Source organism: Sphingobacterium sp. SGG-5 (assembly GCF_011043525.1).
Lineage (GTDB): Bacteria > Bacteroidota > Bacteroidia > Sphingobacteriales > Sphingobacteriaceae > Sphingobacterium.
On record NZ_JAAKGO010000005.1, the window covers coordinates 387,109 to 411,972 of the forward strand.

The following is a 24,864-nucleotide window of genomic DNA, read 5'->3' on the forward strand; positions in this document are numbered from 1 at the left end:
CTACTCCCACTAAAATAAGAAATTTGCTATATTTGCCGATTATATGTGATTGTGTTTACAAATAGTTTTCCAGTAACTATGTCTCGAAAGTAGTATATCAACACTAAAAATGCAAATATTTATTTAGTTTTTTTTTAATTCTCATAAAACATATAATTCTCGATGGTGATAATATCAATGGGCATCGGTTTGAAATTAACCCCGTCTTCTTTTAATAGAAAAAATCTATACAGGTAGTTCAATGCCAGATAACCTTGCTTGTCCGGGCGCTGGCAGATCAAAAAATCGACGACACCTTTAGTTAGGTAATTGACATTTGCCTCCAGAAAATCGAACCCGATGAGATAAGGCTTGGTTATTTCCGGATGCTCATAAAAGAACTGTCCTACTACCGAAACGCGTGAATTGGTAACAAACAAGACATCTGGGCTACCCGTCTTCATCTTTCTCAGCAGCTCCCGCTCTACCTCTTCATACACGTTATAGGGAATATCAGCAATATCGATTTCAAACTGCCGATCCAGATGATGAAGGTATTCTTTGTACCCTTCAATCTTGGTGTCCAGATACTTATAATTCTCTAAACCCTTCGCGACGTTCAAAATAAGTATTTTAGCTCCTGGATTTACCAGATACGAGGTGAGATTCCCCGCCAACCTTCCGGTACTGTTCAAATCGGGACCGATGTAACCCAAGGTAGACTTACTCGGGATATCAGAGTTAATGTATATGGTCTGTAGTTTCCGTTTATGACATTGCCGGACAAAGTCTTCTGTCTCTTTAATAAATATAGGGGCGATCACGACGGCGTTGAAATTTCCATGAAGTATTTGCTCCGAAACCTTTACAAAGGTACGAACATCCTCTTGGTCGTAAAGAAACACAGTCGTTTGTATACCAAAAGGCTCCAACTCTTTAATACCCTTCTCAATACCATCTAAACACAGCTGCCAGTAACCAGTTTCCAACGAAGTCTTAGGTATTAACACCGCAAAATTAAGATTATTCTTAACCGACAGTGAGCGCGCATACAGATTGGGTTGGTAATTATACTCTTTGATAATGTCTTTTATTTTTTGCCGAGTAGCATCCGACACGTCTTTCCGGTTGTTCAGCACACGATCTACCGTTGCAATGGAGACATTCGCCAGCCTTGCAATGTCTTTAATACCAAAATTCTTTTTTTCTTTGCCGTCCACCATTTTATGTTGTTGTATAATTAGTTGAAAACCAAATTTACATTAAGTTTTCCGAATCTCCATGCTGAAGCGTAAAATGTCCAGGGTAAACGCACAATCAAACATTACCCCTTTTTGTGATTACTTTTTCAGAATCAGGAATACCCATTTCTGAAAAAGGTGTTCCTGATTCTGAAAAAAGTAGTGCTTGTTTGCAACTACCAACTCTCTTTTTGCAAAAAGTACATCCTTTTTCCAGAGAGGGTATTACCTATTACAAAAAGGGAACACCTTAATCATAACTTGTGATACGTAGTTCTGAATTTGTACATCCTTCTTGCAAACAGGAATGTACTTATTCGTATTTTGTACATCCCCTTTGCAAACAAGTGATCACTTTATTTCAACAAGGATGTACCTATTCGTATTTTGCACATCCCTTTTGCAAACAGGTGATCACCTTTTCTGAAAAGGTACATCCTTTTTCGGAAAAAGGACTACCTTTTTGTAAACAGGGATGTTCCGAAAGCTAAAAAGTGATCACAAAAAGAGGGGCTCGGCGTGCGTGAAACTACTATTGCAGCAATAATAATCAACTCAATAAAGCCGCCTATATCAAATCCTATAAACAGGCAGCCGAAGACGCCAATATCATGCAACCATGGTTCAGATCTACGATTTGATGAATAAGGGAGAATCAATTCATATCAATGTTAAGGAGCTAAAAGCAGGATTGAACGATATATGGAGATATTAACCCATTAAAAAAGGAACCTTCCCAGGTTCCTTTCTAAATATCTAACAAATTGATAGGGTTAAAACTTTATTTTACAGCATCGATAACTGCTTTAAAAGCAGCAGGCTCATTATAAGCTAAGTCAGCCAAAACCTTACGGTTCAAACCGATATTCTTCGCATTGAGCTTACCCATCAATTGGGAATATGAAATTCCGTGCTGACGAGCACCTGCATTGATACGTTGTATCCATAAAGCTCTAAACTCGCGTTTTTTGGTTTTACGGTCGCGGTAAGCGTACTGTAAACCTTTTTCAACTGTATTTTTAGCAATAGTATATACTTTGCTACGTGATCCAAAATAGCCTTTTGCTAATTTCAGAATTCTTTTTCTTCTTCTTCTCGAAGCTACTGCGTTAACCGAACGTGGCATAATTTTTAAAATTTAATTTGGTAAAAGGTGTTACGTTTTTCAGCAATCTTACAACCCCATACCCGGTTAAAAAATGTTGTTAATTAATTTATGAAGACGTATTATTTGCCAATGGCCAACATACGTTTCACATTACCCAAATCACCATCTGAAACATAACTTGTTTGTGTTAGATTACGTTTCTGCTTGGTTGTCTTCTTTGTCAAGATGTGGCTTTTAAAAGCGTTCTTTCTTGCAATTTTACCTGTTCCAGTTAGCTTAAAGCGTTTCTTTGCACTGGAATTGGTCTTTACTTTTGGCATAATACTTATTTATTTATATCAATCTGTTAGAATACTCTTTTTTGAATTATTTTTTTGTTGTCTTCGGTGCGATGGTCAAAAACATCCGTTTACCTTCCAGTTTGGGAAAAAGCTCAACCTTACCATAATCTTCCAAAGCTTGGGCAAAACGCAACAATAGGATCTCTCCTTGTTCTTTAAAGACGATAGCACGTCCTTTGAAATGGACATATGCACGCACCTTCTCACCGGCTTCCAAAAAGCGGATCGCATGCTTCAATTTAAAATCAAAATCATGCTCACTGGTATTCGGACCGAAGCGAAGCTCCTTAATTACGGTCTGCTTGGCATTCGCCTTGATTTCCTTCTGCTTTTTCTTTTGCTCGTAAATAAATTTACTATAATCCGTGATCCGACAGACCGGCGGAACAGCATTTGGCGAAATCTCCACTAAATCCAGCTCCAGTTCGTCAGCTAATTCCAAAGCTTTTCGAGTAGGATAAACCCCTTGTTCTACGTTATCGCCGACAAGACGTACTTCTGGTACTCGAATATGTTCATTTATCCGATGTTCGGGTTCTTTCTTTCTCATTGGTGGTCTGGGACCACTATGTCTTTTTAATGCCAAATGCTTTTAATTTTAAACGGTTATTTCTTTTATTAATAATTCTCTAAACTCTTCCATTCCCATTACACCTAAGTCTACTCCTCCATGCTTACGGACAGAAATTGTGCCATTTTCCACTTCTTTCTCCCCTACAATCAGCATATAAGGCATTTTTTTAACTTCGGCGTCACGTATTTTCCGACCAACCTTTTCGTCACGAAGATCGATTAGACCGCGAATATCGGAATTATTTAACGATTCCAAAAGTTTTTGCGCATATTCTTCGTATTTTTCCGAGACGGGAAGGATGATAAATTGCTCTGGCGCAAGCCATAACGGAAACTGGCCACCGCAATGCTCGATCAGTACTGCTACAAAGCGTTCCAACGATCCAAATGGAGCACGGTGTATCATCACAGGGCGATGTTTCTGGTTATCGCTGCCCGTATATTCCAACTCAAAACGTTCCGGTAGATTGTAGTCAACCTGGATAGTTCCCAATTGCCATTTGCGCCCCAACGCATCCTTCACCATAAAGTCAAGCTTTGGACCATAGAAAGCGGCTTCTCCATACTCGATAACGGAAGGAAGTCCCTTCTCTGCTGTAGCTTCGATGATAGCGGCTTCTGCCAATGCCCAATTTTCCTCGGAACCAATATATTTTGCCCCATTTTCGGGATCACGTAGTGACACTTGCGCCGTATAATCTTCAAAACCTAAGGCGCCAAATACATACAGCACCAAGTCTATGACTTTCTTAAACTCCTCTTTTACTTGATCCGGGCGGCAAAATAAATGGGCATCATCTTGTGTAAATCCACGTACACGGGTCAGACCATGCAATTCGCCGGATTGCTCATAACGGTACACGGTACCGAATTCTGCAAACCGAACAGGAAGGTCCTTATAGGAACGTGGCTTTGTCTTATAGATTTCGCAATGATGCGGACAGTTCATCGGCTTTAGGAAAAACTCTTCTCCTTCCACCGGGGTTTTGATCGGCTGAAAGGCATCTGCGCCATATTTTTCATAATGCCCCGATGTCACATACAGTTGCTTGTGACCAATATGAGGAGTCACTACAGGTTCGTAGCCGGACTTGATCTGTGCCCGCTGTAAAAAGTCGATTAACTTCTGACGTAAGGCAGCCCCTTTGGGTAACCACAACGGTAGACCCATGCCGACTTTTTCTGAAAAGGTGAATAATTCAAATTCCTTACCCAACTTGCGGTGGTCACGCTTTTTCGCTTCCTCAATAAACTTGAGATAATCTGCCAGCTCGGAAGCTTTGGGAAAAGTCACCCCGTAGATACGCGTCAACTGTTTGCGTGTTTCATCGCCGCGCCAATAGGCACCTGCTACATTGGTCAACTTAATGGCTTTGATAAAGCCAGTATGCGGAATATGTGGCCCGCGGCATAGATCGGTAAAGCTACCTTGGGTATAGAACGTTATCTTTCCATCTTCCAGATCTTTGATAAGATCCAGTTTATATTCATCGCCTTTTTCTGTAAAGTAAGCTAAAGCATCCTGTTTTGACACCGCCTCACGCGCAAAAGTCTCCTTTTGCTTGGCAAGCGCTAACATTTTATCTTCGATTTTCTTAAACTCATCGGAAGAAAACTCTTGATCGCCGAAGTCTACATCATAATAAAAACCAGTCTCAATAGCGGGACCGATACCAAACTTGATACCGGGATATAACGCTTCTAACGCTTCGGCCAATAAGTGAGCCGAGGAATGCCAAAACGTCGATTTGCCTTTATCGTCATTCCAGGTCAGTAATTTTACGGTAGCATCTTCTTCGATGGCACGGGAAGCATCCCAAACTTCACCATTTACCTCTGCGGCTAATACATTGCGGGCTAATCCTTCCGAGATAGACAAGGCTATCTGCATGGCAGTGGTTCCTTTTTCATACTGACGTACGGAGCCGTCAGGGAGCGTGATGTTAATCATCTACAAAATGATTTAAAGTTTATTAAAAATTTGAGGTTGACACCCGATGCAAGGTGTACAATTACCTTGTTTTCTGTCCGGATACACCCCTTTCTACAATTCAAGCACAAAGGTATTCATTCTTGAGCAGTTAAGAAAATAAACGTGTACCTTTGTCTAAACTCAAAAGAATGGCAAACAACAAAACCACGGCATCCAAGTTGCATCCGAGAAATAAACATCAACAAGGGTATAATTTTCCCCATTTAAAAAAAAACAGCCCTAATCTCCAACCGTTTGTCTTCGTCAATGATTTTGGCAATGAAACTATTGACTTTGCGGATCCGAAGGCCGTATTCGAACTCAACAAAGCATTACTATTAGCTGACTATGGATTGCGACATTGGGAACTGGCCAGAAATAGCCTTTGCCCCGCTGTTCCAGGCCGGGCAGACTACATACACTATCTGGCTGATCTGCTGGCAGAAGTCAACAGCGGAACAATCCCCACAGGACCTGCGGTCAATGTACTGGATATCGGTACAGGAGCCGGCCTGATTTATCCGATAATCGGCATAAACGAGTACGGATGGAAATTTACCGCAACAGAGACTGATCGGGCATCTTTCCATCACGCCGAGATCAATCTTAACAAGAACCCGGGATTGAAAGGTAAGATCCAGTTGCGCTTTCAACACGACAGTGATAAGATTTTGGAAGGTATCCTAAACGGCAAGGATAAATATGACGCCATCCTTTGCAATCCACCGTTCTACAAATCGCGGGAAGAAAATTGGCAAAGCAGCACAAAAAAATATACAGCTCTAAAGAAAAGCACGGAGACCACAACCGTGCAAAACTTTAGAGGGCGGCATAATGAGCTCTGGTGTAAAGGTGGGGAACAGGCATTTATCACGAAACTGATTGAAGATAGTCTGCACCTTAAAGCACAGTTAGGATGGATTACATCCTTAGTCGCCGACAAGAACCATTTAAAGCCCCTACGTGCTGTGCTGGAATATCATAAAGCAGCTTCGATTAAAGTCGTGGAAATGAAGCAAGGAAACAAGACATCCCGGATATTAGCGTGGCGCTGGAGCTGACAAATATTAATAATAAATTAATTTCCATTAGTAATAAAAATTATTATTTTTGTCCCACATATATACCAACCAAAGAACATAAAAATGAAAAAAACATTATGTTTCATCGCATTAGGGACAGTCCTTTGTGCAATGCCAGTTTTAAAAACCAATGCCCAAGAAATTACGGCACCAAAAAATGCAGTAAAAATGAATTTATTCCCATTAGCTGCAAAAACTTTTGCTTTTGAGTATGAGCGAGCACTTATTGGCAAGCTCACAGCCGTAGGTATGTTCAGCTATCGAGCGGAAAGCAATCTTCCTTTTGTTTCTTCGTGGAGTTCACTTATTGACGATGAAGACGCAAAAGAGGCTTTAGGAAACACAAAGCAAGGTGCAACGTCTTTCGCTTTAGAAGCCCGCTATTATACTGGTAAAAAAGGAGCAATGCGAGGATTTTATTTGGCTCCTTACATTAAGTCTGCCAACTATACTTCGAGTGTACCCTTCAATGTAGATATTGATGCGGCTGATATTGACAAAATCGACGTCAACGGTAATCTGAAGGCATTTACTTTTGGATTAGGTTTTGGCACGCAGTTCAGTTTAGGAAAAAACATTACGCTTGACTGGAAAATCATCGCACCCGGATATGGGAGCAGCAACGGGACTTTGAAGGGGAAGGCCAATAGACAATTGACAGATGATGAAGTGGCTGAAATCCAAGAACAATTGGACGAGCAGCTTAGTGATCTTCCTGTTGTAAAAGCAGAAGCCGATGTGAATAAGGATGGTATAAAAGTCAAAATGAAAGGCCCTTGGGCAGGTATCCGTACAGGTCTGTCTATTGGTTATAAATTCTAACAAACCACCGTCATTTCGAACGATCCCGAGTATCGGGAGAGGAGAAATCTATGGACGTCCGTAGATTTCTCCCTTCGGTCGAAATGACGATTTTTTTCCTATCTCACACCGTTTTTTCTACCGGATAATATCCTGCATAATCCGTTGCGCTATCGCTTCAGCAGCCTCCTGCGTCGGACCTTCTGAATAAATACGGATAATAGGTTCGGTATTTGATTTACGGAGATGTACCCATTCGTTTTCAAAATCAATCTTCAGGCCGTCAATGGTCGAATGCTCTTCGTGGGCGTATTTCTCCTGCATCTTCGCCAACAGGTGGTCAATATCCAGCTCGGGCGTCAATGTGATTTTATTCTTTGACATGTAGTACTGAGGTAATTCGGCACGGTATACGGATGCTTTCTTACCCAACTTCGCCAAGTGTGTCAAAAATATAGCCACGCCTACCAAGGCATCCCGACCGTAATGTGATGCCGGGTAAATGACTCCACCATTACCCTCGCCGCCTATAACTGCATCGACTTCCTTCATTTTGGTCACCACATTCACCTCTCCTACCGCAGCCGCGAAATATTGTCCACCATGCTTCAGCGTAATATCGCGTAAAGCTCTTGTGGAAGATAAGTTGGACACCGTATTGCCTTTCTTATTTTGCAAGATATAATCGGCAACAGCTACCAACGTATATTCTTCGCCAAACAATTCGCCGTTCTCCATCATAAACACGAGCCGATCTACATCTGGATCTACAGCAATACCCAAATCCGCACCATTTTCGATAACCGCAGCCGATAAATCCGTCAAATGCTCCTTTAAGGGCTCAGGATTATGTGGAAACTTTCCATTGGGTTCGCAATGTATCTTATATACCGTCTGTACGCCCAATGCTTCCAGCAACGCCGGGATAAATATCCCTCCAGTGCTATTTACCGCATCGACTGCTACTTTGAAATTCGCACGGCGAATAGCTTCCACATCCACATATTCCAACGCCAATACGGAATCGATATGCTTCTGCAAATAGCTATCATCGACACGCACTTCTCCTATATCCTGTATTTCCGCAAAATCAAAATCCAGACTCTCTCCAAGCGCCAAAACCTCCTTGCCTTCTTTGTCCGAAATAAACTCACCTTTATCATTGAGCAGCTTCAAGGCATTCCATTGTCCGGGATTGTGGGAGGCTGTAAGGATGATACCTCCTGCAGCACCCTCCAAAGGAACAGCAATCTCCACTGTAGGTGTGGTAGAAAGTCCAAGATCGACAACATCGGCCCCAATACTCTGTAAGGTGCCAAGTACCAAATGATTGACCATCGCACCGGACTCCCGTGCATCACGTCCTACAACAATTTTTTTATTACCTGTTTTCTGAATCAGGATTTTACCAAAGGCAGCAGTAAATTTCACCACATCGATAGGTGTCAGACCTTCTCCTGATCTTCCACCAATGGTTCCCCGAATCCCTGAAATTGATTTAATTAACGTCATTTTTTAAGTTAAAAATTAAAAAGCCAAAATCCTAAAGGATAAAAGTAAGTTATTTCAAATTAATCGCAAACCATCTTGATAAATTCCAGAGAAAAAAACTACCTTTGTTGCAACTTTGTGTATTTTATACAAATAACATACTTTTTTTAATTTTGCCTTTTCATTCTTGATTTTGTAAAACATGTGGCAAGAAATAGTAAATATTGACAAAGAAATATTTTTGTGGATCAATCAAGGTTTAAGTTCGTCATTTCTGGACGGGTTATTGCCTATACTCCGCAATCCGTATACCTGGGCTCCGCTATACCTCTTTCTTATTATCTTCTTCATTAAACATTACGGTAAAATGGGGATTATCATTGTGCTATGCACACTGGTCAACTTTGGGATATCCGATGCCGTGTCCTCCCATGTGATAAAGAAAAGTGTCGAAAGGCTACGTCCTTGTAATGATCCCGAATTTAAGGAACATATTACACTTCGGGTACGCTGTGGGTCAGGATACAGTTTTACGAGCTCCCACGCAACGAATCATTTTGCAATGGCTTTCTTTTGGATTGTGCTGTTTAGAAGAAAATGGAGACATGCTTTATGGTTATGTATTCTGTGGGCTACGGCCATTGGTATTTCACAAATCTATGTAGGCGTACATTATCCTTTTGACATCTTATGCGGTGCTGTATTAGGTATTATTATCGGCCTGCTGAGCGGATGGATCTTCAAGCGGTCCGTTCCTCAATTTTTCACCACCCAAACAAATTCTGAAACCAATCCCGTATGACTCCGTTTTTAATCGTCTCGATCCTATTTATATCGGCATTTAGCAGTGGTCTTGCCGTTTTTTTTGTAAAGAGAGACAACACCTCTTTTCTGAAGCTCATTCTATCGTTCAGTGGCGCCTATCTGTTTGCCATCACGGTATTACACCTCATACCACACGTCTATCATACGGACCATACGAGACCTGAAATCATCGGTCTTTATATTCTCGGAGGATTTCTTTTCCAACTTGTACTGGAGCAGTTTTCCCAAGGTATTGAGCACGGCCATATACACCACTCCAATCATCAGGCGTTTCCGTTGGGCATTATGATAAGCCTGTGCTTGCATGCATTCCTGGAGGGAATGCCTTTGGTGTCCGGTCACCAGTCTCAATTGGTTTTCGGTATTGCCATCCATCATATTCCAGCAGCCTTCGCTTTGGGAAGTCTTTTGATCAATACATCCCTAAAGCGGCAAGCCATTGTTCTCATGCTGCTCATCTTCGCCGCGATGACACCACTTGGATATATCAGTAGCAACCTGCTCAGCGATGCCCAAATTGGCGATATATCGCTACATTTTGATAAAATGATGGCTGTCGTTATCGGTATATTCCTACACATATCGACAACCATATTATTTGAAGCCGGATCTGCAGATCATCATAAATTCAATAGAAAGAAGATGCTTGCCGTCCTTTTGGGCATTGCGGTATCCCTGACAAGCTTCTTATTGCATCCGCATGAGCATGGGGATAATGGACACAAACATGAGCATCACGAACATACACACGACCACAACCACGATCATTGAGGTTCAGGCACGCCCCTAAGCTTATCCAAAAGATGACTAAGCGTCAACGCCTCCTCTTCTGTCAGGCTTTGGCCTAATAAGTTAGACAGCATCATATCCTGTTCAAGACTTTCCAATAACTGAAGCCCTTTTTCGGTAATTTTCAAATCTACCGCTCTCTTGTCCTGCACATTTTGTTGCCGCGATATTAAACCTTTAAGCACAATACGATCAACTAAGCGAGAGATATCGGGTGTACTGCTCACCATGCGGTCTTTTATCAGACTATTGGAAGCCGAATTGGGGTACTGACCTCTCAGAATACGGAGGACATTATATTGTTGCAACGTAATATGACACCGACTGGCACGTTGTTCCAATATTTTCGTCAGCCAATTGTTTGTATATAAAATATTAACGGTGGCTCTATGGTAATGATCGGTGAAACTTTTAATCTTAATACACTCCTCGATGTTCATCTTTTTTTTATTTATTCATTATCTGTTTTTATTTCTAAAAGATTGGCTTACCTCCCGGACACTTTCGTAGAATTAATCTAAATAAAACAAAAGTGTGACACGTGCGCCCAAGAATAACTATTCATTTTGATTATATTTGTGGCTTTCCGGTCATTATCTGATCGAAGGTACAAAATAGGCTATGCAAAATAAAATCTCATTAGATAAATTAAAAAAAGGCGAAGAGGCAACTATCGTAGCCTTTCACAGTGATGAACTGCCTGCAAAATTCTATGAATTGGGATTTACTCCTGGCGCAACAATACAGATCAAACATAAAGCTCCGGCACGGGGGCCAATATGTGTCACTATCGTAAAAGACCGAACATTAGTGGCTATTCGGACGGCCGAAGCTTCTTTAATCTTGACGAGCAGAATATAATGAACCATAAGACAATCGCCTTATTAGGGAATCCCAATGTGGGTAAAACATCATTATTTAACCGAATTACAAAGTTAAATCAAAAGGTAGGCAACTATCCGGGGATTACTGTAGAAAAGAGGGCAGGAACGGTCAAAGCCAATGGAAAGCAATATAAGATCGTTGATCTTCCAGGCACCTATACCTTGTTTCCAAATTCGTTAGATGAAGACGTCGTATTCGATATATTGAGTAATCCGACACAAAAAGATCACCCTGATCTGGTGGTGGTGGTCTCCGAACCGACAACGTTGAACCGGGGTATCATCCTCTATCAGCAGGTCCGGGAGCTCGGCTTACCTGCTATATTTGTCATCAACATGATGGATGAAATAGAAACAAAAGGCCTGATCATCAACCATGCGGCATTAGAAAAATATTTACAGACAAAAGTACTTACGACAAATGCGCGTACGGGGAAAGGTATAGATAACCTATTATCTCACTTAGATAGCAGCCCAGGCCATTATTATGGTGCGCTCACGCTACCCGAACGCTATCAAGACGCGCTGGCCGAGGCCAAGGCCTTATTTCCGTTGGAAACTGAATACAAAACCTGGCATCTGCTTGCACAGGAGCACCCTTCGGGGACGTCTGAACAACATCTCGCTCAACTGGCAGCCATCCGGACCAGACATGGTCTGCATACACAACAGCTTCAAAAAGATGAAGCTATACTCCGGCATGATAAAGTCGACAGCGACCTGGAGGCCATCATCCAAAAATCGACAAATAAAAAATTAGCCCTTACCGATAGGATCGATAATCTACTTATGCATCCGGTGTTGGGCTATGTTATTTTCTTTGGCTTATTGTTTCTCATCTTCCAGGCCATTTATTATTGGTCGGGGCCTTTAATGGATGGTGTAGACCAACTTTTTGCCGCTCTTGGCGATCAGGCAGCTGCCGTTATGCCCGAAGGCCCCTTAAGCGGCCTTATTGTCAATGGAATTATCGCTGGTATTGGAGGTATTGTTATTTTCTTACCACAAATCGCCATTCTCTTTTTATTTATTGCTATCATGGAAGAGACCGGTTATATGAGCCGGGTAGTCTTTCTTATGGACCGTTGGCTGAAGCCTTTCGGGTTGAATGGTAAGTCTGTCATTCCGCTCATGTCGGGGGTTGCCTGTGCGATCCCAGCCATCATGTCCACGCGGAATATCGAAAATGCAAAAGAACGCCTGTTAACGATTTTGGTAACGCCTTTTATGACGTGTTCGGCACGGCTCCCTATTTACATCGTCATCATTGGATTGGTGATTCCCGACGACAAAGTTTTAGGTTTCAGCTTACAAGGTATTACTTTATTTGTCATGTATATCTTAGGTGTGGTGGGTGCGTTAGGCGCAGCGTTGCTTTTAAATGGCTTTATTAAATCGGTACGTAAATCCTACCTGATTTTTGAATTGCCGACCTATAAAATGCCCGACTGGAAGAACGTCCTTAATACCGTATGGGAAAAATCCTCCGGCTTTCTCATTGGAGCCGGTAAGGTGATTTTAGCCATTTCCATCATTTTATGGGTTTTGGGTAATTTTGGCCCGAACGACCGCTTTTCTGACCCAGAAAAATATATCGTGCAGGAAAATCCCCATTTCACACCCGAGCAGGTCGATAACGAAATTACAGCTTATAGGACCGAATACTCCTACCTGGGCTACCTGGGTCGAGGTATTGAACCGGTCATAAAGCCTTTGGGATATGACTGGAAAGTAGGTATAGGCTTGATCGCTTCTTTCGCTGCACGTGAGGTATTTGTAGGTACAGTTGCCGTGGTATACAGCCTCGGTGAAGATCTGGATATAGAAGACGATAGTCAAAAACAAACATTGTTTACCCGGATGAAGTCGGAGATCAATAGAAATACCGGAAAACCGACTTATAATTTTGCTTCCGGAATATCCTTATTACTTTTTTACGCTTTTGCGATGCAGTGTATGGCGACAATAGCTGTAGTTCGAAAAGAAACAGGCTCTTGGAAATGGCCGCTATTCCAGCTCTTTTTTATGACCGGCGTAGCGTACATTGCGGCATTAATCGCTTATCAGGTTTTGAAATAAAGTGATAAGGGTTATGAAGGTGATGATAGTGACAGAGGTAATGACCATCATAACTTTCATAACCTCCTTCACCTACATAATTTTAAAATAAATACATACAGATATGATTACAGTCCAATATATCATCATCGCTTTAATCTTTATCGCTGCAGTCGTGTATATGATTCGGAAATTTATGCCCTCAAAAGGGAATGGGTCCAGCGGATGCCAAAAAGGATGTGGTAGTTGTTCGGATATTCAAAACAAAGTTAATTGACGTGCGGTCATTTTTTGCATGTCCTGGTGGTAAAAGTTGGACATGCTCACCCCGAGCAGGCGGATCTTTTTATCTTCCAGATCAATCCGATCAAAAAGTTGCTTGGCCTGCTCAAAAATTTCGGTGGACTGATCGACATAATAAGCATGCGTTATCGAACGCGTGAGCTGTATAAAGTCCGAAAATCTTATTTTCAATCCGACTGTCCGTCCCTGTACCGACTTGGCACGTAGTCTTTCTCCCAGTTTGACGCACAATATCTGCAATTCTTTAAGCAACTCTTCTCGGCTGGAAAGATTTGTCTCAAAGGTATCTTCCACACAGATGGACTTAACCATACGGTGCGGTTGTACGGGACGATGATCTTCTCCGCGCACCATGCGGTAAAAAAAACTACCAGACTTCCCAAAATCCCGAACCAACTCTTGCTCGGTGAGACGTTTTAGATCGCTACCGAAATGAATGCCCCGACCTTTCATCTTTTGGGCCGTAACCTTTCCTATTCCGAAAAACTTCTCAATGGGCAGTGTTTCCAAAAAAGGGACGATCTTTGATGGCCCGATAAAGGTTAGGCCATCAGGTTTTCTATAGTCCGATGCTATTTTTGCAACAAACTTATTCACAGATACACCGGCGGAAGCCGTGAGGTGAAGCTCTTCCCAAATGGCTTTTTTTATAGCCGTTGCGACATCTATTGCCGAACCTATCCCCTGCTTATCCTCCGTCACATCCAAAAATGCTTCATCCAACGACAAGGGTTCAATCATATCGGTATAACGATGAAAAATAGCCCGTATCTGTTCGGAAACCTGCTTATAGACGTCAAAACGTGGACGGGTAAATAGCAGATCCGGGCAGAGCTGCAAGGCCTGTCTGGACGGCATGGCCGAGCGCACACCATATCTTCGTGCCTCATAGCTCGCTGCAGCGACCACACCGCGACCATCGGGGGAACCACCTACCGCCAAAGGTTTGCCTCTCAGCTCCGGAAAATCCCGTTGATCTACCGACGCATAAAAAGCGTCCATATCGATGTGAACAATTTTACGCACAAATACAAACTTAGATAAATGCTATCTTATAAAAAATTCATTTTCCTAAATGTTTCCCAATTTAGCATAGACCTTTGGGCAAGAAATAATTTTATCTTTGCAATACATTACCATTTTTAACAAAACGTAACATGAGCTTGAACATCACATTTGTACTATCACTTCTTATTGCATTATCTGTCATGGGATCAGCATTCGGCCAGGAACGGGACGACCGTGCTACGATCCTCAATTTCACAGGTATTCAATACAAATCGAAAGATTCGTTGTTTTACACCAACTTTCGGTTTAGAATGCAAAACAGGCTGGGCTACAGCAATGTCTTAGATGGTATCGAAAACGATAAGTTTGAAGCCCGGATACGCCGTCTGCGGATGCGTATGGATGGTTATATCTATACACCTAAAATTTCCTATTCTGTCCAGCTGGCCTTTTCCCGGGGAGATCAGGACTTTGATGACAGCGGTGTTCCCAATATCGTCCGTGACGCGGTATTATTCTACAATTTCTCCGATGACTTTTATGTTTCATTCGGTCAAAACAAACTTCCGGGAAACCGGCAACGAGTAAACTCGTCCGGATCACTACAATTTGCAGACCGCTCGTTGGTCAACTCTAACTTTACCGTAGACCGTGATTTTGGTATTTCTTTCAATCTGAGCAAGAAACTCGGGCACATGCCAGTTAATGCTAAAGCGGCCATATCTACGGGGGAAGGACGTCCGGTAAATACCACGGATGACGGGCTGGCCTACACTGGACGCATAGAATTTCTACCTCTGGGTGACTTCACCAATGATAACGACTACTCCGAAGGTGATCTGGAACGCGAGAAACGACCTAAGCTTTCTATCGGTGGCGGATACAGTTATAATGACCGAACAATACGTGAAGGTGGACAAACGGGTAAATTTGTCCAAAATCCGTTCACATTAAAAACTGCCTTTGCCGACGCCATCTTCAAATATCAGGGATTTGCCTATCAAGCCGAATACATGCGTAGAGACGTGGACAACCCATTAAACATAACGGATGAGGGCGAAGATTCGGAAGCTACATACGCCTATAAAGGGTGGGGGGTGAACCAACAAACCTCCTATCTATTGAATCACGGTTATGAGATTGCGGGGAGATACACCTTTATACAACCGCATCAGGATATCAAAGTATACGAATCGCAAATTGAAGTACTGGAACTCGGCTTAACGAAATATCTGAAGGCACATCGCCTGAAATTCCAGCTAAACGCTAATTACATGGTTAAAGATGGCTATTACAACAATACCCATAGGAAAAATTCATGGGGAGGTACCTTCCAGGTCGAATTAGGAATATAGGATATGAAATTATGAAGTATTACTTAATAGCAGGCGAAACATCGGGAGATTTACACGGGGCGAATCTCATCAAAGCATTAAAGACAGAGGATCCTCAGGCAGAATTTCGGATTATAGGAGGCGACCAAATGGAAGCTGCCACGAGCCAAAAAGCATTAATTCACACCGCCGATATGGCTTTTATGGGGTTTGTCGAAGTGGTCAAAAATCTCAGGACAATCTCCAAAAACCTTAAGAAAGCTAAAGAAGATCTTTTTCGATATCAACCGGACACCGTTATCTTAATCGATTTTCCGGGATTTAATCTGAAAATAGCTTCTTTTGCAAAAAAAAACAACATCAAGGTATGTTACTATATATCACCCAAAATCTGGGCCTGGAATCAAGGACGGGTACACAAGATCAAAAAGATCGTGGATCACATGTTCTGTATCCTACCTTTTGAAGTAGACTTTTACAAACGCTTCGATATGGATGTCGATTATGTAGGCAATCCTTTGCTGGATGCTATCGATGCCTATACCTTTAATCCAAATTTTCTTGCCGCCAATAACCTAGAAAACAATCCGATTATCGCACTGCTTCCGGGAAGCCGCAAGATGGAAATCGAGAAGATCCTTCCGGATATGATTGAGATGTATTATGCCTTTCCTAAACATCAATTAGTCATCGCAGGCGCACCAAACTTTGATGAGGCATACTATAGACAGTTTACGGGCGATCTTGATATTGCTGTTGTCTTTGATCAGACCTATGATCTACTTCATCATGCAGAAGCAGCTGTTGTTACTTCAGGAACAGCCACATTGGAAACCGCTATATTAAAAGTACCACAAGTGGTTGTCTATAAAGCCAACGCCCTTACCATTCAAATTGCCAGAAAGCTTATAAAAGTCAAATTTATTTCTCTTGTCAATTTAATCAACGGCTATCTATCCGTTATTGAGCTTATACAGAAAGACTGTAACCCGGAAGCCATCCGTGATGAACTGGACAGATTGATCAATGACCCAGAACATCGTGCGAGTGTGTTGGAAAACTATACTATTCTCGCTGAAAAATTAGGTTCGCCGGGAGCCTCTGCTAAGACAGCAAAACTCATTTTGAATTACTTAGCTCCGAAAAATTAAACCTTCGAAAGGAAAAAGTGTTTAATAGATATGGAAGCAAAAAGAATCATAGGAGTTTTCATAGCCTGCCTTTTTTTGGCGGGTACACTTTCGGCACAGACTACAGCACAGCATTTTGATAAGCTGGTACTGAAAAAGAAAGAAAAGAAAGTTTTTTCTGACCGGGATTCCTCGAGTATGATCCATATCGACACGTTGATTATGAACGATAAATCGTCGTTACAGTTTTTCGGCAAAAAGGATGTCAAGATCATAGTCGATTATGCTGAAATCGGAAAACAGGCAGTGATCGTAGGTCAGGGAGGACAAAACAACGGCTCCAACTTTGACATCGAAGCCAATTTCCAAAAATTAGGTTCGTTGTATATTATCGCCAGAGGTCGAGATGCGATGAATGGCACAAAAACATTTCCAAATGGAGATGCAGGCAATATTACACTCCGCTATGATCCTGCCGGAATGACGCCACAGACTTCCGATAAAAAAGCAAAAAATTACCTGTTGGCCGACGTGACTCCAGGGGGACTACATGTCACGCCGACTGCTGAACTTAGCAACATCTATAGCCGTATCGCTACAGCACCTCAGGGACTGAGAGGTCTACCCCAAGGACAGATCTATTCGGGATCACCAGGAAAAGAAGGTGTAGTCGTGATAGAAAGTAAGTAATAAATCCGACAGGAATTATTTCATTAAAAAGCCGCCTCCGATCAAATCGCTGCCTTCATAGAAAACGGCCGACTGACCCGGTGCAATACCTTTTACGGCATGCGGGAAATCCACTTGCATAATAGAACCTTGCTGTGTCAAGGTGGAAATAGCCCCGGAATCTTTATAGCGGATTTTGGTTACTGCTTCCATGGGCTGTTCTAAGGAAGCATACTTGACCAGATTGACATCCCGTACAAAAGCTTGCGTTTTTTCAAGTTCATGCTCTTCCCCCAATACAACGGAATTGCTTTCGGGAAGAATTTCGATCACAAACATCGGTTTTCCCAGCGCAATCCCTAATCCCTTACGCTGTCCTATTGTGAAGTAAGGATACCCGACATGTTGGCCGACAACCGTGCCATCGGAAAGGAGGAAATTACCCGGACCGATTTCGTCATCTAATGTAGGACGCCGATGTCTTAAAAACTCTCTATAATCGTTATTCGGCACAAAACAGATCTCATAGCTTTCGGACTTATTCGCAAGCTCCAGCTGCCCCATATCTAAGGCCATTTGCTTGATTTCTGTTTTCCGGAAACTTCCCAGCGGAAAACGCGTACGGGCTAAATTTTCTTGGGAGACCCCCCATAGCACATAAGACTGGTCTTTGTGTTCGTCTAACCCTTTTGACACTACGTAGCGGCCATTATCATGCAAACGGATATTGGCATAATGTCCCGTAGCAATAAATTCACAGTCCAGCTTATCCGCACGCTTAATCAGTGCCTCCCATTTGATATGGGTATTGCATAAAACGCAGGGATTCGGTGTGCGGCCGGCAATATATTCTTCGACAAAATTATCGATAACATAATCACCGAATTCATTTCGGATATCCAATATATAGTGGGGAAAGCCATAATTGACGGCTAATGAACGAGCATCATTTATGCTATCCAGACTACAGCACCCTGTCTCCTTCGAAGAGCCACCCGAGGATGCGTAATCCCAGGTTTTCATCGTAATACCAATGACTTCATATCCTTCTTCGTGCAGCATAACTGCGGCTACGGAGCTATCCACTCCCCCACTCATCGCAACTAATACTCTGCCTTTTTTACTCATACCAAATCACAAAATGCAAAGATACCCTAAATTGACGGATTAGCATGTTTATTTCATGTAATTTTATCTCAATCAAAAATGTCACGACATTCCCTATGACCTTAACGAAAAAATTATTTCCATAGGAATCAACTGATTGCCCATAATCCCAAAAATAGTTGATCTAAAAGTTTCGGAATTAAAAAAAAGAAACTACATTTGCAACGCAACAACGACGTTGAAAGCAGGTGCCATAGCTCAGTTGGTAGAGCAAAGGACTGAAAATCCTTGTGTCGCTGGTTCGAATCCAGCTGGCACCACCTCAAAATCTGAAAGTAACAGATTCAAAACAAAAACTTAGGGTGCCATAGCTCAGTTGGTAGAGCAAAGGACTGAAAATCCTTGTGTCGCTGGTTCGAATCCAGCTGGCACCACTTATAGACCACCATCACATCATCTTTTGTAATTCCCGTACCACTTGCCCTTGAAGGTGTTTCACCAGCAGGTGACCATTGCCATGAACGGTCCAGATTTCGCGCGGTTTGACACCATCGATCAGCTGCAATATATCCATCCAATCCACATGGTCCGAGATATAGAGTTCGATATCATTGTGTTGCTGTAGCCTCTTCCAACCCGAAGCAAAAGCCCGAAGTACATTTTTTGCACGAAAGTAATTGTTAAATGTAATCGGCGGCACCATATAGATTTTGTGCTGTCCGTCCCGCATGACTTTACGTTGGTAGACCTCATACCGCAAAGGAACAAGTCCCAAACGATCATATACCCTATGCATCCGTAAAATACTGTGATGTACAAAAATCGTCTTTTCGGGACAGTATTGATTAATCAAATAGGTTATCCGCTGGGCTTTACCCAGCCCATAACATCCCAACATAATCGGGTGAGCGGTGGCAGATAGTTTTTTTATCTCCTCCACTGGATCGGGGTGGATCACCGCAGGGTCTGCAAACGTCGTTTCCGTAATGAGCACATCAGCCTCTACCACCTCTAACGGCTCGCAGGTAGGGTCAAACTGATTTTTGATATCGCCTGTATAGAGGTAAGACACATGCTGATATTTCATCAAAATCTGTGCGGAACCTAAAATATGACCTGCAGGGATAAACGTTACTTCCACAGGGCCAAAGAAGAGCGGTACGTGATACGGTATGGATTCATAGGTATGCACAGGCTGACTGGAGAACCGCTCCTGCATAAAAGCGATCGTAGCTGCCGTAGCATAGATATATCGATGTCCAGGCCGAGCATGGTCGCCATGGGCATGTGAAATCACAGCTTTCTCGACGGGCAACGACGGATCAATAAAAAAATCACCGTAAGAGCAATAATAACCCTGCGCAGTCTCCACTAAAAAATCGGATAATATCTCCGCCATTAAGCATGGATTAAGTTATTGTGAATGGCCAATACCTGTGGCAACAAAGGTAACACGCCATCATTATGGATAAGGAAGTCTGCATATTGAAGCTTCTCTTCTTCCGGCATCTGCCGAGCCATACGCCGTAGTACGTCCTCCCGTTCCGCTCCATCCCGCTGCATGACACGCTGTATCCGCAACTCTTCCGGAGCAGTAACCAATATGGTATAGTCCAGGTTCTTATACGAGCCGCTTTCATATAATAAAGCCGCCTCTTTGAGTATATAAGGTGCCGTCTGTTTATTGGACCAATCGACACTCGCTTGAATCACCGCCGGATGGACAATACTATTTAGCAGTGTCAGCTTTTCCGGATCGTTGAATACAATACCCGACAAATATCCCCGATTGACCTGACCATCGTCGAAGTACGTATCCGGACCAAATGAATGGACTAACGCTTGTCGCACCTCTTCATTCTTGGTCATGACCAGCTTGGCTTCGACATCCGCATCGTAAAACGGAACACCCAAAGTTTTAAAAACCTTACTTACAAAGCTTTTTCCTGTTCCTATGCCGCCTGTTATCCCTACTTTGATCGACATACGCTTTATTTTCTAACAAAAAAATCAATATTCTGTGGCTCTATTCGGACGACTTCACAAAATTCCGGAGCTTTAATAAGCTGCACCGGCAGACTCTTCACCTGGTTCTTTGTCCAGTTATCCAAATCCACCACTGCTTCAAAATCTCGTGCCGTCCATTTCCCATAATCCTTTAAAGACACGAGCGCTGTAATCGTTACTTTAGAAGGAATAATCCTTACCGATGTGTATGGACTACTATGTCGCACATGCAGCGGTACCTCAATTTGCTTTTCCGTCAGCTCGCCTACAGGAATAGTAACTTCGGCAACCGCCGGATGAATAGTAATATTCGTACGCTGCTTTCTATTAATGTTTACTACCGTGCGGATATCCGTATGTACATCCGTTCCGTAAACCGTGTCCGTCTCTAAATAATCAATATACTGAACATCTTCCGAGGGACCTGTGACCGTCACATGTTGGGGATTCGTTTGTGTCTGGCCAATGATGCCGTACTGCTTTTTGAAAGATATATTGGTCGGCACGCGTATTTCTACTTTACGTTGAGTCTGGCTCGAAAAGTCAAAATATAGGGTGTCGGGTGACACACGTACAACTTGTTTGTCAGCCGGAAATTGTCGATTGATAAAACCCAATTGGCTGGAAAAGACAATAAAGTTGCGGCTGGCCAACGTACTCAGATCGACTTGGATCTTGGATACCGTCGGCTTCATTTTAGAAAGCAGGACATTCCAACCGGTCATTTTCAATGACACCTGTACGGTATCTGCTTGCAAAGGATGAAAAGCTTTTTTTTCGGGAATATTGACATATTCTATGCTCGATTTGACGACAAAAGTATATTTATTTGATATGGCAATAAGCATCCATGCCACAAGCGAAATCATTAGACATCGAAGAAATATCGAAATCTTCCGCCGCTGGATTTTATTGAATCGCCTGTACTTCATCGTTCTTACAAACTTAGATAAACTTGCTTTTATATGCAATTACAATCGCGTTGTATATAAAAGCAAATTATCGTTCTCTCCTCAGCCATTGAGAAATTTTTTATAGAGGAAAAATAGGCATAAAAAAGTCACTTCGGTTACGAAGTGACTAACATCTTTTACTTTGCGAGGAAAAGATTACGCTTTTTTCGTATCGTTATTTGCTGCACGTGACGCATCCAACGCCACAGCAGATTTGTCGAAACGCATTTTCACGCCTGAACCCACGTCAACTAAAAATGTGGTGTCGCTCACTTCAACAATGCGGCCGTGTATACCTGCGGTCGTCACGATTTTCGAGTTTACAGTGAGTTCCTCAATATATTTTTTGTGATCTTTTTGTTTTTTCATTTGTGGACGGATCATGAAAAAATAAAACACTACAACGATTAAGATCAAAGGTAAGAAACTCATCACGCCACCACCTGGGGCTGCCTGTAATAAAATTGTCAACATCATATTTATATAAATTTAAAAGTCAAAATTAAAAATTAAAACCAACTATTTCTCCACGACACCTTTGATTTGAACAGTGGTCACCTTGTTCTCCGCATTCGAGCTTATGGTAACGATTTTTTGTTGTTTTCCAACTTGTCCTTTGCTATCAAAACTGACTTTAATTTCACCTTCTTTACCGGGCAACACCGGATCCTTCGTGTAATCCGGAGTCGTACAACCACAGGAAGCACTCACTTGAGATAAGATGACAGGCGCCTCGCCCGAATTTGTAAATTTGAACACATGCTCTACGATGTCGCCTTCCTTTACTGTACCAAAATCGTATGCCGTCTCCGCAAATTCAATCTTGCCATGCGGACCTTCCGCTGTGTGCAGCGGATCGACCACATCAACTGTATCATTTCCTTTATCCGTAGACTGGGTTGCATTATTGCACGCTACAACGAACGATAGTAACGTACAGCTCCATAAAATAGATTTTAATCTCATCATTAATTTTTTAATCCTCTACCTGTTTTATTTATACGGCCTTGGCGCATTAAGTCTCCTAAAATTTTATCTAATATACCATTGATAAATGTACTGCTTTTAGCCGTGCTGAAGGTCTTTGAAAGTTCGATATATTCGTTCATAGTCACCTTAACTGGTATAGAAGGGAAATCGATCAACTCACTTATTGCCATCTGCATGAGTACCGTATCCATCAGTGCAATCCGCTCGGATTCCCAATTTTTTGTTTTCTCCGCAATCAGCACCTGATACTCCTGACTATTCCGAATGGTCACTTTCAGCAAATCTTCAATAAATTCCTGATCTTCTTCCCAATTGGGTGTCAGATTCGCTAGTTTATTCAAAGAAGGATTCTCCGAGCTGAAATTCTTAAATGTCTTAGCGATCATCGCCTGCAACACTTCTTTATCTACCGGCCAGTTGATAAACTTCTCCTCAAACACTTGCTCGATTTCTGTCGTCTTTAAAACGATTTTTTTGAAGATATATTTTATAATATCTTTTTCTGCGTAAATGCTACGATCCGCATTCGTCAAGTAACTCATATATTCTTCCGAATCTTTAAGACGGGCAAATATCGAACGGACGATCTCCGGATCAAACCCCCACGACACCTTGTACTTTTTCACCAATTCCAGGTATGTTCTGTTTTGGCGAAGTGACTCGATGAATGTATTGGTGTTGAGCTTTGTTGTCAGGATTTTATCTTTTTCTGTCGGCAGGAACTTTGCGGCCCTGCTTTCTGCATCCAACACGACATATTCCGCTACTTCATCCAATAAGTTTAGCGTCCATATATACATTTCATTGACTTCTTCTACACTTTTGAAAAGTGCTTTTTGAAAGTCCTTTACCTGCTTATCTTCAGATAAATTGTACGCATAAAGCGTTTGCATAACCTTCACACGAAGGTGCCTTCTGTTTAACATATTTTTTAAAGAACGATTGTAACTCTATAAGAACGTAACTACCTTCTGATTTTTTTCATATCTGCAATACGTTGTTCCGCCAATTGCTTTGCTGCTTCAAAGGTCGTGATGTTTCCTTCCCTTGATTTTTGCAAAACATGCCGCGTCGCACTGTATATATTGCGGATCAATGCTTCCGTACGCTCCGCACCGTACCCTTCCAATTCCGAATAGCAACTGATGAGCGCACCGGAATTAATTAAAAAATCAGGTGTATATAAAATATTATTTTCTTTTAACAATTGTATTGTTTTCGCTTCCTCTTTAAGTTGATTATTTGCAGAACCGGCAATGATTTTACAGTTCATTTTGGGAACCGTATCCGGATTCACCGTACCGCCCAATGCACAAGGTGCATATACATCGACATCCAGCTCATAACTCGCGGCATACTGAATAGGCTCTGCCTTATATTTAGCTGCCACTTTCAATTTACGTTCTTCGGTCATATCCGACACATATACCCGTGCATTTTCTGCACGCAGCATAGCTACCAGATGCTCGCCCACACTTCCAACACCTTGCACAGCAATCTTTCGCCCAGCCAACGACTCATCGCCATAGACATCTTTGATAGCTGCTTTTATTCCATAGAATACACCACGAGCTGCAAATACCGTAGTATCGCCTCCACCATGCATAAACTCCGGAAGACCAGCTACGTAATCCGTCTCGGAATGGATATATTCTAAATCTTTTTGTGTTGTACCCACATCTATGGAAGCCACAAAGTTACCATTAAGACCGTTGATAAATTTGCCGAAACGGCGCATCAGTACTTCTGTTTTCTCGGTGCGATTGTTGCCTATAATGACGGCACAGCCTCCTCCCAAATTCAATCCGGCCAAAGAAGCTTTATATGTTATCGCCTTCGAAAGCCGCAACGCATCTTCAATCGCCTCATTTTCCGTCTCATAAGGCAACATCCTTACACCTCCGATTGCAGGCCCTAAGGTGGTATCATGAATAGCGACAATAGCCTTTAATCCTACATCAGGATCATTACAGAAGAACAGATTTTGATGCCCTTCAGCCCCCATCAATTGAAAAATAGAAGAATTTTGTATATTCATTTCTGCCTAAATAATCCCAAAAAGGATGTACAAACTTAGATAAAATGCTTCGCATTCACGAATGCCTATAACAAAAAAATATATTATGAGTAATTTCCTTTTAAATGCAATATAATTACGTTGCATATGAGAAGGATTTTATCGTTCTCTCCTCTGCCTTTGAAAATCTTTAGGGATAGAG

26 protein-coding genes and 2 tRNA genes are annotated in these 24,864 nt (G+C 42.2%); 12 read left to right on the forward strand and 16 right to left on the reverse strand.

Annotated elements, in window-relative coordinates:
* Window positions 1–134: 134 nt before the first annotated feature.
* The 5 genes from G5B30_RS10050 to thrS all read right to left on the reverse strand — a co-directional run bounded on the left by G5B30_RS10050 (window position 135) and on the right by thrS (window position 5,193).
* Complete coding sequence (locus tag G5B30_RS10050) at window positions 135–1,202, reverse strand: LacI family DNA-binding transcriptional regulator (RefSeq protein WP_165319843.1); 1,068 nt, start codon at window positions 1,200–1,202, stop codon at window positions 135–137.
* 799 nt (window positions 1,203–2,001) lie between these two features.
* Window positions 2,002–2,346, reverse strand: coding sequence for a 50S ribosomal protein L20 (gene rplT / locus G5B30_RS10055; RefSeq protein WP_165319844.1), 345 nt, complete (start codon window positions 2,344–2,346; stop codon window positions 2,002–2,004).
* A gap of 101 nt (window positions 2,347–2,447) precedes the next feature.
* Window positions 2,448–2,648 carry a 50S ribosomal protein L35 gene (rpmI, locus tag G5B30_RS10060; RefSeq protein ID WP_165319845.1) on the reverse strand — a complete coding sequence of 67 codons (201 nt, stop codon included), beginning with the start codon at window positions 2,646–2,648 and terminating at the stop codon, window positions 2,448–2,450.
* Between the two features lie 46 nt (window positions 2,649–2,694).
* Entirely contained in the window at window positions 2,695–3,219 is a 525-nt protein-coding gene (gene infC, locus G5B30_RS10065; protein WP_165319846.1) for a translation initiation factor IF-3, read from the reverse strand.
* 48 nt (window positions 3,220–3,267) lie between these two features.
* Window positions 3,268–5,193, reverse strand: coding sequence for a threonine--tRNA ligase (gene thrS / locus G5B30_RS10070; protein ID WP_165319847.1), 1,926 nt, complete (start codon window positions 5,191–5,193; stop codon window positions 3,268–3,270).
* Between the two features lie 170 nt (window positions 5,194–5,363).
* Between thrS and rlmF the strand changes: the two genes are divergently transcribed.
* Together rlmF and G5B30_RS10080 are read left to right on the forward strand one after the other, a co-directional pair.
* Window positions 5,364–6,275 carry a 23S rRNA (adenine(1618)-N(6))-methyltransferase RlmF gene (gene rlmF / locus G5B30_RS10075; RefSeq protein ID WP_165319848.1) on the forward strand — a complete coding sequence of 304 codons (912 nt, stop codon included), beginning with the start codon at window positions 5,364–5,366 and terminating at the stop codon, window positions 6,273–6,275.
* An 84-nt stretch (window positions 6,276–6,359) separates the two neighbouring features.
* The gene (locus G5B30_RS10080) at window positions 6,360–7,118 is read left to right on the forward strand and encodes a DUF3575 domain-containing protein (protein WP_165319849.1); all 759 of its coding nucleotides are present in this window, start codon (window positions 6,360–6,362) and stop codon (window positions 7,116–7,118) included.
* A 117-nt stretch (window positions 7,119–7,235) separates the two neighbouring features.
* On the opposite strand, the gene glmM is transcribed toward G5B30_RS10080, so the two are convergent.
* A complete protein-coding gene (glmM, locus tag G5B30_RS10085) occupies window positions 7,236–8,609 on the reverse strand; it encodes a phosphoglucosamine mutase (protein WP_165319850.1) in 1,374 nt (457 codons plus the stop codon).
* 181 nt (window positions 8,610–8,790) lie between these two features.
* Here glmM and G5B30_RS10090 point away from each other — a divergent pair, with 181 nt between their 5' ends.
* The gene (locus G5B30_RS10090; RefSeq protein ID WP_165319851.1) at window positions 8,791–9,390 is read left to right on the forward strand and encodes a phosphatase PAP2 family protein; all 600 of its coding nucleotides are present in this window, start codon (window positions 8,791–8,793) and stop codon (window positions 9,388–9,390) included.
* Window positions 9,387–10,184, forward strand: a complete 798-nt coding sequence (locus tag G5B30_RS10095; protein ID WP_165319852.1) for a ZIP family metal transporter — start codon at window positions 9,387–9,389, stop codon at window positions 10,182–10,184. Before G5B30_RS10090 ends, G5B30_RS10095 begins: the two co-directional genes overlap by 4 nt.
* On the opposite strand, the gene G5B30_RS10100 is transcribed toward G5B30_RS10095, so the two are convergent.
* Window positions 10,178–10,642: a MarR family winged helix-turn-helix transcriptional regulator gene (locus tag G5B30_RS10100; protein WP_165319853.1), complete on the reverse strand. Its 465-nt coding sequence runs from the start codon at window positions 10,640–10,642 to the stop codon at window positions 10,178–10,180. The two genes, G5B30_RS10095 and G5B30_RS10100, sit on opposite strands and share 7 nt — an antisense overlap.
* A gap of 181 nt (window positions 10,643–10,823) precedes the next feature.
* Between G5B30_RS10100 and G5B30_RS10105 the strand changes: the two genes are divergently transcribed.
* The 3 genes from G5B30_RS10105 (at window position 10,824) to G5B30_RS17585 (ending at window position 13,421) form a co-directional block, all read left to right on the forward strand.
* On the forward strand, window positions 10,824–11,063 hold the full coding sequence (locus tag G5B30_RS10105) for a ferrous iron transport protein A (protein WP_165319854.1): 240 nt from the start codon (window positions 10,824–10,826) through the stop codon (window positions 11,061–11,063).
* Window positions 11,063–13,165 carry a ferrous iron transport protein B gene (gene feoB / locus G5B30_RS10110; RefSeq protein ID WP_165319855.1) on the forward strand — a complete coding sequence of 701 codons (2,103 nt, stop codon included), beginning with the start codon at window positions 11,063–11,065 and terminating at the stop codon, window positions 13,163–13,165. Before G5B30_RS10105 ends, feoB begins: the two co-directional genes overlap by 1 nt.
* Before the next feature lie 103 nt (window positions 13,166–13,268).
* Window positions 13,269–13,421, forward strand: a complete 153-nt coding sequence (locus tag G5B30_RS17585; RefSeq protein WP_165319856.1) for a FeoB-associated Cys-rich membrane protein — start codon at window positions 13,269–13,271, stop codon at window positions 13,419–13,421.
* Here G5B30_RS17585 and dinB read toward each other — a convergent pair.
* On the reverse strand, window positions 13,403–14,449 hold the full coding sequence (dinB, locus tag G5B30_RS10120) for a DNA polymerase IV (RefSeq protein ID WP_206367080.1): 1,047 nt from the start codon (window positions 14,447–14,449) through the stop codon (window positions 13,403–13,405). The genes G5B30_RS17585 and dinB overlap by 19 nt on opposite strands.
* Window positions 14,450–14,604: 155 nt before the next feature.
* Between dinB and G5B30_RS10125 the strand changes: the two genes are divergently transcribed.
* From G5B30_RS10125 to G5B30_RS10135, 3 genes are read left to right on the forward strand one after another with little or no spacing between them, the layout of a single operon-like run.
* Complete coding sequence (locus G5B30_RS10125; protein WP_165319858.1) at window positions 14,605–15,810, forward strand: porin; 1,206 nt, start codon at window positions 14,605–14,607, stop codon at window positions 15,808–15,810.
* A gap of 11 nt (window positions 15,811–15,821) precedes the next feature.
* Window positions 15,822–16,940 (forward strand): lipid-A-disaccharide synthase, encoded by a 1,119-nt coding sequence (gene lpxB, locus G5B30_RS10130; protein ID WP_165319859.1) that lies wholly within the window; start codon window positions 15,822–15,824, stop codon window positions 16,938–16,940.
* Between the two features lie 30 nt (window positions 16,941–16,970).
* Window positions 16,971–17,609, forward strand: coding sequence for a hypothetical protein (locus G5B30_RS10135; RefSeq protein WP_165319860.1), 639 nt, complete (start codon window positions 16,971–16,973; stop codon window positions 17,607–17,609).
* Window positions 17,610–17,624: 15 nt separating this feature from the next.
* Here the strand turns inward: G5B30_RS10135 and mnmA are convergent, their stop codons facing one another.
* Window positions 17,625–18,716 carry a tRNA 2-thiouridine(34) synthase MnmA gene (gene mnmA / locus G5B30_RS10140; protein WP_165319861.1) on the reverse strand — a complete coding sequence of 364 codons (1,092 nt, stop codon included), beginning with the start codon at window positions 18,714–18,716 and terminating at the stop codon, window positions 17,625–17,627.
* Between the two features lie 226 nt (window positions 18,717–18,942).
* On the opposite strand from mnmA, the gene G5B30_RS10145 reads away from it, so the two are divergent.
* Window positions 18,943–19,015 (forward strand) — tRNA-Phe (locus G5B30_RS10145).
* Window positions 19,016–19,056: 41 nt separating this feature from the next.
* Window positions 19,057–19,129: transfer RNA gene (locus G5B30_RS10150), tRNA-Phe, on the forward strand.
* A 14-nt stretch (window positions 19,130–19,143) separates the two neighbouring features.
* Here the strand turns inward: G5B30_RS10150 and G5B30_RS10155 are convergent.
* The 7 genes from G5B30_RS10155 to G5B30_RS10185 all read right to left on the reverse strand — a co-directional run bounded on the left by G5B30_RS10155 (window position 19,144) and on the right by G5B30_RS10185 (window position 24,683).
* Window positions 19,144–20,094: an MBL fold metallo-hydrolase gene (locus G5B30_RS10155; RefSeq protein ID WP_165319862.1), complete on the reverse strand. Its 951-nt coding sequence runs from the start codon at window positions 20,092–20,094 to the stop codon at window positions 19,144–19,146.
* Entirely contained in the window at window positions 20,094–20,681 is a 588-nt protein-coding gene (gene coaE / locus G5B30_RS10160; RefSeq protein ID WP_165319863.1) for a dephospho-CoA kinase, read from the reverse strand. Before coaE ends, G5B30_RS10155 begins: the two co-directional genes overlap by 1 nt.
* 5 nt (window positions 20,682–20,686) lie before the next feature.
* Entirely contained in the window at window positions 20,687–21,571 is an 885-nt protein-coding gene (locus G5B30_RS10165; protein WP_240903172.1) for a hypothetical protein, read from the reverse strand.
* Window positions 21,572–21,811: 240 nt separating this feature from the next.
* Window positions 21,812–22,132: a preprotein translocase subunit YajC gene (gene yajC, locus G5B30_RS10170; RefSeq protein ID WP_165319865.1), complete on the reverse strand. Its 321-nt coding sequence runs from the start codon at window positions 22,130–22,132 to the stop codon at window positions 21,812–21,814.
* 42 nt (window positions 22,133–22,174) lie between these two features.
* Entirely contained in the window at window positions 22,175–22,624 is a 450-nt protein-coding gene (locus G5B30_RS10175) for a DUF1573 domain-containing protein (RefSeq protein WP_165319866.1), read from the reverse strand.
* Window positions 22,624–23,571: a transcription antitermination factor NusB gene (nusB, locus tag G5B30_RS10180; RefSeq protein ID WP_165319867.1), complete on the reverse strand. Its 948-nt coding sequence runs from the start codon at window positions 23,569–23,571 to the stop codon at window positions 22,624–22,626. Before nusB ends, G5B30_RS10175 begins: the two co-directional genes overlap by 1 nt.
* Window positions 23,572–23,609: 38 nt before the next feature.
* Window positions 23,610–24,683 (reverse strand): Glu/Leu/Phe/Val family dehydrogenase, encoded by a 1,074-nt coding sequence (locus G5B30_RS10185; protein ID WP_165319868.1) that lies wholly within the window; start codon window positions 24,681–24,683, stop codon window positions 23,610–23,612.
* Between the last annotated feature and the right edge of the window lie 181 nt (window positions 24,684–24,864).